This is a genomic window from Lentzea sp., assembly GCF_035525475.1.
GTDB lineage: Bacteria > Actinomycetota > Actinomycetes > Mycobacteriales > Pseudonocardiaceae > Lentzea.
On the sequence record NZ_DATLEC010000053.1, the window covers coordinates 1 to 9,657 of the forward strand.

The window sequence follows — 9,657 nt, forward strand, 5'->3', positions numbered from 1 at the left end:
CAGGCGCCACCTCACCACGCGGCTCGGGTGCACCAGTCCTGCGGCGGGGAGTTGGATCTGATAGGTCACCTGTCGGCCGCTGCGCTCCGTCTGCAGTTCGTCCCAGGTGCGCAACCATCTTGGTGTCTGACTGGTGGCGTAGGCCTGATCGATCCGGTCGAACATCCGTCGGCGGGCGGCGAGGAGGTTGGTGTCGTCGGTGAGATTTGAAGTGCCTGGCGAGGCTTCGGTTGGTTGGCGGCCTCAGGTGCTCGGTGGTAGGGCAAACGAACGGTGTGACGGATCGCCGTGGTCGGATCAGCGAAGTGACTGACCCGACCACGGCGTTTGTTCAGTTGACCTGCAGGTCGACGTTGGTCGTCTGTCCTGCGGTGACTGCCACCGAGGTCGGGTGCCGTTGGAGTCCTTGGTTGGTGTCCGCGAAGTCGATCAGGATGGACTGGGTGTTCAGCCCTGGCAGTGTGTACTGCCCGTCGCTGGTGACCGTTCCTGCTCTGCCGGCCCAGTCGTCGGTCAGGGCATTGATCGAGTAGATCGTCACGTACTGGGGTGGGAGGGTCATGCCTGTGATTCGGCCTGTGACCTTGCCGGGGGGACTCAATTGGGCGTCGGCCGTTGTGGTTCCGCCCGGCTGCACTTGTACCGGTTGTGCTGCGAAGCGGTCGCTCTTGTCGCCTGACCACTCCCACGCGTACCGGTTGGAGGCGTCGGGGAACTGGACGCGCCAGGCGTACGGTCCGAGTCCGCTCAGCGTGTACTTGCCTTCGCTGGAGGTGCAGTGCGGTTGGTAGGGGTTGACGTACCACGGCTCCGCCGGCGTCACGGTGACGCAGACCTCGGACACCGGTGCTCCGGTGGCGTCGTCGGTGACGGTGCCGCTGATGGTGCCCGCCGGGTCCAGTTTCACCGTGACCTGCGTGGTCTCGCCGAAGCGCAGTGTGTGCCATGCCGCGAGTTCCAGGTCGCCGGTGCCGCCGTCCGTGCCGACCCATTGGCTGCCGTACACGCCGTCGCCGGGTGAGCTTCCCCCGGTAGCCCGGTGTCTTTGATCCTCCCCTGGTTGCACGGAGTCGGGTTACTGGATGATCACTCATCTCAGTAGCCCGGAGGACAACCCACGATGCCCAAGCGGTACCCCCGAGTTCCGGCGCAAGGTGCTCGACCTGGTCGCGTCCGGCCGCCGTGTCGCCCAGGTCGCGGCGGACCTCGACATCAGTGACCAGACCATCTACGCCTGGCGCCGCCAGAAGCTCGTCGACTCCGGGCAACTACCCGGCACCACCGGCACCGACAACGCCGAGCTGGTCGCGGCGCGTCGTCGGATCGCGGAACTCGAGGCCGAGGTCGCCGTCCACCGGCGCGCCGCCGAACTGCTCAAGGAGGGCAGCACCCCACAAGGCGATACGAGGCGGTCACGGTGATCGCCTCCGAGGGGCGGTCGATCCAGCTCGCCTGCCGCGTGCTCGGTGTGTCCGAGTCCGGCTACTACGACTGGCGAGGGCGCGCGCCCTCGCCGCGGGCGATCCGCCAGGCCTGGCTCGTCGACCTGATCCGCGAGATCCACGTGGAGTCGTTCCAGGTCTACGGCGCCCCACGAGTGCACGCCGAGCTCACCCTCGGCCGCGGAATCACCGTCGGACACAACACCATCGCGCTTCTCATGCGCCGCAACGGAATCAAGGGCCTGCCCAACCGACGCAGACCACGACCGAAACACGACACGCCCACCGCGATGGATCTGGTCGACCGCGACTTCGCCAGACCTGCGCCGAACCAGCTGTGGGTCACCGACATCACCGAACATCCCACCCGTGAAGGAAAGGTGTACTGCGCGGTCGTGCTCGATGTCCATTCACGCCGCGTCGTCGGCTGGTCGATCGACTCCAGCCAGACCGCAGCCCTGGCCACCAACGCGCTCGGCATGGCCATCTCGAACCGGTCCCCGCTGTCGGACACGGTGATCCACTCCGACCACGGAGTCCAGTTCACGTCGTGGACTTTCACCAGGCGTGCCAAGGAATCCGGGCTTCTGCCGTCGATGGGTTCGATCGGCGACTGCTATGACAACGCCATGATCGAATCGTTCTGGGGACGAGTGCAGACCGAGCTGCTCGACCGCCGACGATGGCGCACCCGCCTCGAGTTGGCCAACGCCCTGTTCGAGTACCTCGAGATGTTCCACAACCGCCGCCGACGCCACACCGCACTCGGAATGCTCACACCGACTGAGTACGAACTCCGACACGCCAGGATCGCTCCCGTAGCCTGAACTCCAGCAACCCGGCTCCGCCAAACGGGGTGAGGATCAAACCCTCCGAGTATCGGGGGAACCTCAACTCGACCTGAAGAGCGCCCTCGATGGATCGCCGACCTGCTCGGGCTGGAGATCGTGCTGCCAGCCGAGGCCTTGGTTTGTCGTTCCAGGTCTCGATCCATCCGGGATGTCGCGGTTGAGCGCGCGGACGCTGGTGTGGCTGCCGCGCCGGAGTTTCTTGGTCGTCAGCTCGGAGAACCAGCGTTCGACGAGATTGAGCCAAGCACTCGACGTCGGCGTGAAGTGCACGGTGAAGCGCGGGTGAGCGGCCAGCCAGCGTTTGATCACCGGAATCTTGTGCGTGGAGACGTTGCCCATCACCAGATGCACCGCCAGATCCGCGGGCACCTCTTCGTCGATGGCGATCAGGAACTTCTTGAACTCGATCAACGGGTCCCTTGGACAACTTCCAGGCTCACGACGATGCGGCTGCAGACCGAACGCGTTCCAGATCAGCGTCACCGCCGTCTGGGTCAGCCCGGACTCCGCGGCCATCGACCGTGTCGACCAGTGCGTGGCATTGGCCGGCGTCGACTCCAGCGTCGCGGTGATCACCGCCTAGACCTGCTCGTCGGTGATCGTGCGCGGCCGCCCGGGACGCGCCTCGTCGAGCAGCCCGTCCAGCCGATCGGCCACTGCGCACAACCGTGACGGGGTCTCGCTCCCGTCAGGCGCCGAGAGCGGCTGCCGCCTCCTGCACGCGGGTCCGCAGCCACCGGTGGGCGGGGGAGCGGACGCTGCGCGGGTGCCAGAACATCGTCATGGTCAACTCGGGCAGCGTCGTTGCGATCTCGACCTCCCGCAACCCCAGCGACTCGCGCTTCTGCTCGAACAGCTGGCGCTGGATCGTGGTGACGAGACTGGTGCGGGACACAAGTTCCAGCGCGAGCGTGGACGTGCTGACGGTGGCCACCGCGGGCAACACCGGTTCGATCGGGGCGATCGGCTCCACCGAGTCGTCGGAGCTCGTGATCGACGCCAGCCGTACGCACGGCGTCCGTGCGAGTTCCTCGTCGGTCAGCGGGTGGTCGAACGAGGTGTTGTCGTGCGCGGCCACCAGGATGAACTCGTCGCGGAACAGTGCGGTGTTCGGGAACCGGTCCAACTCGGGCGTCGGGAAGTGCGACGGCCAGAAGAGCAGGTCGCACCGGCCGGAGCGGACGAAGTCGATGTAGTCGTCCTTCGGCTGCTCGATCTTGATCCGAACACCGGGCGCCTCGGCGATGAGCCGCGGCAGCAACGGCACCAAGAGGACCGCCGTCGTGTAGTCGCTCGCGACCAAGGTGAACGAGCGGTTGTCCACCTTCGGCTCGAAGTGCTGGTTCGACGTCAGCATGTCGCGTGCGGAGAACAGCAGCTGCTGAACGGGCTGGCGCAGCGACTCCGCGAACGACGTGAGCACCAGCTCGCGGCCTTGGCGGACGAGCAGCGGGTCGTCGAACACGCGGCGCAGCTTGGCGAGTGCGGCGCTCATCGCTGGCTGGGTGACGAAGATGCGTTCGGCGGCCTTGGTGACGTTGCGCTCGATCAGCAGGGCGTTGAGGGGGACGAAGAGGTTGAGGTCGATCCGGCCCCAGTCGGGGGCTGTAGACCTGCTGTCACCAGCCATGCTCGCATGCCTCCAGCCGCCTGCACCCGGAACACACCATAACGGCCCGTTTGATCTTGCCGCAGCCTCGGTGGTCCGTGTGTCGCAGGTCACCCGATCGTTTCGGTGGGACCACAGCAAACCCCCACATTCATTGTCGGCCCCGCCCGCCGGGCACATCCTTCGCCCATCGGTTCGACACGAGGCGCCGATGCGTGGAGGTCGCATGTTCAGCACGTTGATCGGCGCCCGGTTCGATCCCCCGCACCAACCCGACATCGCGAAGTTGTTCGGGGAGTCCGACTCCTCCGACGTGCCCGAGCGGATGGGCACCCTGCGGCGTCAGCTCATCGGGCACCACGACCTCTACTCCCACCTGCAGAACTTCACTTCCGAGGACGGCAAGCAGGCGATCGAGGCGGCGCGCACGGATCCGCGCCCCCAGCAGATCAGCGCCGACATGCGCCCGTTCGTCGAGGCCTACGACCCCGTGACCTGGCGTTCTCCCGCTGACGCGATGGCGACGGGGTTCTACCACCGGGAGCGTTCCTGATGAACCGCCGCCGGGTCGTCGTCACCGGGCTCGGCGTGGTCGCGCCCGGCGGCGTCGGTGCACCCGCCTTCTGGAACCTGCTGAGCGAGGGCCGCGCCGCCACGTGGCGCCTATCGCTGTTCGGCCCCGGCCCGTACCGCTCGCAGGTGGCGGCCGAGGTCGACTTCGACCCGTACGCCAACGAGTTGCGGCCACCGGAGGTCCGCCGCAAGGGCCGCGCCGCCCAGTTCGCCGTGCTGAGCACCCGGCAGGCGGTCGGCGACAGCGGCATCGACCTGGACCGGACCGATCCCTGCCGGCTCGCGGTGGCGTTCGGCAGCGCGGTGGGCGGGTCGATCGGGTTGGAGATCGCGAAGGACGTCGACGCGCAGGGCCCGGGATCGCTCGTGTCCACCGGCTGCTCGCCTGGCATCGATGTGCTCGGTTACGCGACGCGGCTGATCCGGGACGGCTGGGCGGACGTCGTCGTCACCGGGGCAGCCGGCGTGCACAACGACTCCTCGGAGTGCGTCGGCAGCGGCTTCGGCGGATTTCAGAGCGCGCTCGGGCTGCACGGCGAGCCGCGCGCGTCTACGCGACGTTCGGCACGGTCGGCGCCACGCTCGGCCTGCTGCTGTCCGGGTGCTCGCGGAGTGGAGCCGGCGGCTGGCCGTCCTCGCTCCGGCCCCGGCGGCGGTGGTGCTGCTCATGGTGGATCTGCGCCACCTGCCGGACACGCCGGTGCCGACTGCCCGGCCGCGGCTGTTCGCTGTAGGGGCGCATCGGGCGCCGCAACCTGCTGTGGACGTGCGTCCTGGACCGGACGAGCCGGTGCCTGCCGTGGAGCCGGAATCGCGCGTAGTGGGCACGCGTCCTGCACCGGACGCGTCGGCGTCTCCCGCTCGGACGACGCCGCGCTCCGCCCTCATCCGCGCCGCCATTGGCACGGCCAGTCCCAACGGCGCCTCGGTCGCCCTGGTCGTGGCCAACTTCCTGCTCCAGCAGGTGTACGGCTGGGCGCCGTGGCAGAGCGCGCTCGTATGCGTCTCGGCCTACGTCACCCTGGTCACGTCGGTGGTGCTGGCCGAACGGTTCCTGCCGCGTCACGGCACAACGAGGCCGATTCGGGCGGGCGCGGTGCTCGCGGTCGCCTCGGAGGACCGGCCTGCCGCCGGCCTGGCGGTACAGGTGTTGGTGCAGCTCGGGGCCGTGGTGACGGTTCCACTCGCTATCGCGGTGCTGGTCGCCGGTCCGCATGCGGCGTTCGTCGTCACAGCCGCCGTCGCCCTGATCGGGCCGCCACGAGCCTGTCCACTCCCAACCGCGCTGAGGAGCAGAGATGACCACACCCCCTGTCCGGCTGGCACTGATCGTCGGCGGCGAGCGGGAGCAGTCCACCAGCAGCACCATCGCCCGGTGGTTCGCGCAGGAGGTACGCACGCGGCCGGAGTTCGAACTCGACGTGCTGTACCTGTCCGACTTCCCGCTCCCCACCTCCGGCCCCAGCTGGCAGCCCGGCCAGGCGGTGCGCGACGTGCTCGCCACGTCGGTGCCCAGGCTGACCGAGGCCGAGGCATTCGTGGTGGTGACGCCCGAGTACAACCGCAGCTTCCCGGCCGCGTTGAAGAACTTCATCGACTGGCACCTCAGCGAGTGGCGCGCGAAGCCTGTCGGGTTCGTCTTGCACGGCGGCGGCATCGGTGCCGGGCTGCGTGCTGTCGAACAGCTGCGGATGGTGTTCGAGGACCTGCGTTCGGGGACCGTCCGGGAGTGGGTGACCTTCCACGGTGGTGCGACCGCCGTGGAGGGCGACCGGCCGCGCGACGACGCCGACGCCAAGCTCGCCGTGACCGCCCTGCTCGACGAGTTGGCGTGGTGGTCACTCGCCCTCCGTCACGGCCGTGCCGCCCTCGCCTACCCCGCCTGACAGGAGCCAGGATCATGACCTCCGTCCTCGACGACACCGACTCGGTGTTCCTCAAGCCCGTGGCCAGTACCGACCCCGCTGCTGTCACCGAGCAGTTGCGCGCGGTAGGTGGCCCTCCAGGGTGGACACCATCGCCGTGCTGACCGACGCAGCGGGCACCTATGAGCCGTGGCGGGCCTTGCCTCGACCTGCGCGGACGTGCCGAGGTGATTGAGCGCGCGACGGACTCGGTGATCAGCTCCGCGATCGGGCTGGACGGCCCCGATCATCCGTCACGCATCGTGAGTTTCGGCATCGGCGAGATTGACCGCGAAGCGCATGGGCTGAAGGTGAACGCCCGCACCGTCGCTTGACGAGGTCGCCGTGAAACCGCTGTCATGGGCGTATGTCCAAGGATGTGAACGACCACGCCTCGCTGGTCCACTCCGGACGGTGGGCGGAGGCGGACGAGGCGCTGATCGGTGAGCTCGGCCGCGTGCCGGGTGCGAACGCGCTGGAGCTCGTCGCATCGCTCAGACCTCCCGTCCCGGTCCCGTCCTCGTCTCCCGTGACCGATCGCGCTCGCAGTACGGCGGCGCGGGCCGTGGTCCTGGCCAACGCCGGACACGACCGCGCTGGTGCCGTTCGGTACGCGGAAGAGGCGTTCGCGCTGGCGGGGCAGACCGACCCGGACACGTTCTGGCACTGCATGGTCGTCTTCCTGCACGCGGAGGACCTGGACAGGGTCGAACGCGAATGCCGTGCTTTCGCGCGGTCGCCGCGGCACCAGACCGTCGTTCCACTGTTGTTGGCGCGTGTGCTCGCGCTGTCCGGCGACCTGGCCAACGCGCACGGCATGCTGACCGGTGTCGTCGGCCGGACGGGCTCGCCGCTGGCTGTCGCCTGGTTGGTCGAGGTGATGGCCGAGCTCGGCCACCCGGACCGCGCGCTGACACTGATGGAGGCCCACGGACTGCGCGGTGCGATGACCGGGGCCGAGCATCGGCCGCAGCTGCTGGCCGCGCGCGGCGCGGCAGGGTTCGCGGCGGGCCGGTTCCGTTCCGCCCTCGACGACCTCCTCGACGCCGGTCGCGTGCTCACCTCCCACGGTGTGCGCAACCCGTCCGTGGTGATGTGGCAGTCGTACGCGGCGTTGTGCGCGTCCGCGCTGAGGCAGTCCGATCTCGCGGTCGCGTTGGCGGAAGAGCAGTACACGGCCGCGGAGCGCTGGAGTTCGCCATGGGGACGCGCGACGGCGCTGCACGCACTCGCGATCGCGCGCACTGACGAGCACAGCGTGCAACGACTGCACCACGCGATCGAGTTGGTGGCGGCCAGCCGCGCCCAGGGAGGCCGCGCACGGATGTGTTACGACTTGGCGATTTTGTTGTGGGAACGGCAGTCCTACAGCGACGCCGAGTCCTTCTTGGACACTGCGATGCAGGCCGCGCGCCGTTCCGGCAACGTCACCTGGGCCGACCGCGTCGCACGGGCCACGGAGGCCGTCGTCTCCGCACGCACGTCCGGTGCGCGGCTGAGCAGCCAGGAGGTCACCACCGCCCGCCTGGCCCGCGCCGGGTTCTCCAACCGGGAGATCGCCGGTCAGCTTCGCCTCACGACCCGCACGGTCGAGCACCACCTGTCCGGCGTATACCAGAAGCTCCGCATCTCGGGGCGTTCAGAGCTGGCGTTCGCCCTGGGGGCTCTGGCTTGATCCCAGCGGCTTTCGAGCCGCCTCCGAAATTAGCGTTCGCACTGTTCAGGACCCTGACACTGCCCCGTATTCAATCTTGTTATGAGTCGCATAACACCCAGTGGGCTTCTCGCCGTCACGGTGCGCCACTAACTTCGCAATCGGTCAAGAGACGTTCCGCACATGCGTCAACACTTACCGAAAGCGATTCTGCCGTGAACACCGTCGTTGCCCTGGGCACTGCCCCGCCCGCGCTTCCCGCCATGCGGTTCGCGTCAGGCGAGTCGCACGCGACGTGTCACGCCACCACCGCACTGACCCTGGTGCGAGCGGGTACGGACCGCCCGGCGGCCATCCGCTACGCGGAGGCCTCCTTGGACGATCCAGGCTGCGCGGCTCACGTCTCGTGCACCTGGACGAGCCTGATAACACTCCTCGCTGCCGCCGCACCCCACGCCCTGGACGCCCGGCTGCACGAGCTGGAGCGCTCCTCCCACCTGGCCGAGCGCGTGGGCGGCGAAGTCGTGGTCGAACTGCTCCGGGCTCGCTGCGACTTCCTCCTGGGACAACAGGACCGTGCGCGCACCGTACTGACTCGTGTGGTCGCGGACCGCGCCACCGCACCCGATCTGCGTTGTCTGGCCCTAGCCTGGCTGACCCACAACCTCGTGGCCGCAAAACAACACACCGCTGCCCGGCGCCTGCTTGAAGAACACGACATCGAGCGCTTGCTGGCCCGCCGCACCGCCTACCGCCCGCAGTTGCTGATGGCCCGCGGCGCGATGCACACCGGGGCGGGCCGCTTCGCCCGCGGCATCGAGGACTTCCAGGAGGCCGGCCGCGCCCTGATGGCGGCCGGCGTGCACAACCCCGCGCTCGTCACGTGGCGGCCCCCGATCGTGAAAGCCGCACTGCGCCTGGGAAACCGCGACCTGGCGACCAGGATGGCGACCGAGGAACTGGTGGCGGCCCGCCGCTGGGGCTCCCCGCACGCGGTGGGTACCGCGCTGCACACCATCAGTCTCGTGACCGGTAGCGACGCGGACCTGGAGGACTCGATCAGCCTGATGGAGCTGGGCGGCACCCACCACCTGCTCCCCGAGGCCCTGCTGGACCTCGGTGGCAGGCTGGTCGCGGCGGGCTCGCCCGCGGCCCGTCCCCGCCTGGAACGCGCCGTGCAGGTCGCCGCTCTGATGGGACACCACCACCTGGTGGACGAGGCCCAACGGGTCTTGGGGCGCTTGGCATCCACAGCGGACGCCAAGCTCAGCGGCCAGGAGACCCGCGTGCTCTCCCTGGCGCAAGCGGGCTGCACCAACAAGCAGATCGCCGCGAAGCTGTGCCTGACCGTTCGCGGCGTCGAGTTCCACCTGTCGTCCTGCTACCGGAAGCTCGGCCTGTCGGGTCGACGCGATCTGGCCGTGCTGCGGATCGCGACCTGACCGCTACGGTCACCGCCCGCCCGGACTCAGGACCGCGTGGACGCCGACGGTGCAGGTCGCCGGGGAAGAGAACCGGGAAGAAGGCGCAACATCGATCACCGGCACCCACGCGTTGGTCATGCCCAGGTAAACCAGTCGGAGCAGCATGGCCGGTCATCATGCCGCGTCAGCCGAGGGCGCTG

Annotated in this window: 8 protein-coding genes and 2 pseudogenes; 7 read left to right on the top strand and 3 right to left on the bottom strand. The window is 68.8% G+C overall.

What is annotated here, in order from left to right; all coding sequences use genetic code 11:
• Positions 1-331 precede the first annotated feature (331 nt).
• Positions 332-1,006: a carboxypeptidase-like regulatory domain-containing protein gene (locus VM306_RS09565; protein WP_325513165.1), complete on the bottom strand. Its 675-nt coding sequence runs from the start codon at positions 1,004-1,006 to the stop codon at positions 332-334.
• Positions 1,007-1,120: 114 nt separating this feature from the next.
• Between VM306_RS09565 and VM306_RS09570 the strand changes: the two are divergent.
• Positions 1,121-2,269, top strand: a pseudogene (locus tag VM306_RS09570) (IS3 family transposase).
• A gap of 133 nt (positions 2,270-2,402) precedes the next feature.
• Here VM306_RS09570 and VM306_RS09575 read toward each other — a convergent pair.
• Together VM306_RS09575 and VM306_RS09580 are read right to left on the bottom strand one after the other, a co-directional pair.
• Positions 2,403-2,872, bottom strand: a pseudogene (locus VM306_RS09575) (transposase); the annotation flags it as partial.
• Positions 2,873-2,981: 109 nt separating this feature from the next.
• Positions 2,982-3,923, bottom strand: a complete 942-nt coding sequence (locus tag VM306_RS09580) for a LysR family transcriptional regulator (protein ID WP_325513167.1) — start codon at positions 3,921-3,923, stop codon at positions 2,982-2,984.
• A gap of 205 nt (positions 3,924-4,128) precedes the next feature.
• On the opposite strand from VM306_RS09580, the gene VM306_RS09585 reads away from it, so the two are divergent.
• From VM306_RS09585 to VM306_RS09605, 6 genes are all read left to right on the top strand, one after another.
• The gene (locus VM306_RS09585) at positions 4,129-4,455 is read left to right on the top strand and encodes a TcmI family type II polyketide cyclase (RefSeq protein ID WP_325513169.1); all 327 of its coding nucleotides are present in this window, start codon (positions 4,129-4,131) and stop codon (positions 4,453-4,455) included.
• Positions 4,455-5,777 carry a beta-ketoacyl synthase N-terminal-like domain-containing protein gene (locus tag VM306_RS41325; RefSeq protein WP_414672355.1) on the top strand — a complete coding sequence of 441 codons (1,323 nt, stop codon included), beginning with the start codon at positions 4,455-4,457 and terminating at the stop codon, positions 5,775-5,777. Before VM306_RS09585 ends, VM306_RS41325 begins: the two co-directional genes overlap by 1 nt.
• Complete coding sequence (locus VM306_RS09590; RefSeq protein WP_325513171.1) at positions 5,774-6,361, top strand: NAD(P)H-dependent oxidoreductase; 588 nt, start codon at positions 5,774-5,776, stop codon at positions 6,359-6,361. Before VM306_RS41325 ends, VM306_RS09590 begins: the two co-directional genes overlap by 4 nt.
• Positions 6,362-6,567: 206 nt before the next feature.
• Entirely contained in the window at positions 6,568-6,714 is a 147-nt protein-coding gene (locus VM306_RS09595; RefSeq protein WP_325513173.1) for a hypothetical protein, read from the top strand.
• Between the two features lie 32 nt (positions 6,715-6,746).
• Positions 6,747-8,054 carry a helix-turn-helix transcriptional regulator gene (locus tag VM306_RS09600; protein ID WP_325513175.1) on the top strand — a complete coding sequence of 436 codons (1,308 nt, stop codon included), beginning with the start codon at positions 6,747-6,749 and terminating at the stop codon, positions 8,052-8,054.
• Between the two features lie 194 nt (positions 8,055-8,248).
• Positions 8,249-9,475, top strand: coding sequence for a helix-turn-helix transcriptional regulator (locus VM306_RS09605; RefSeq protein ID WP_325513177.1), 1,227 nt, complete (start codon positions 8,249-8,251; stop codon positions 9,473-9,475).
• The last annotated feature ends 182 nt before the right edge of the window (positions 9,476-9,657 follow it).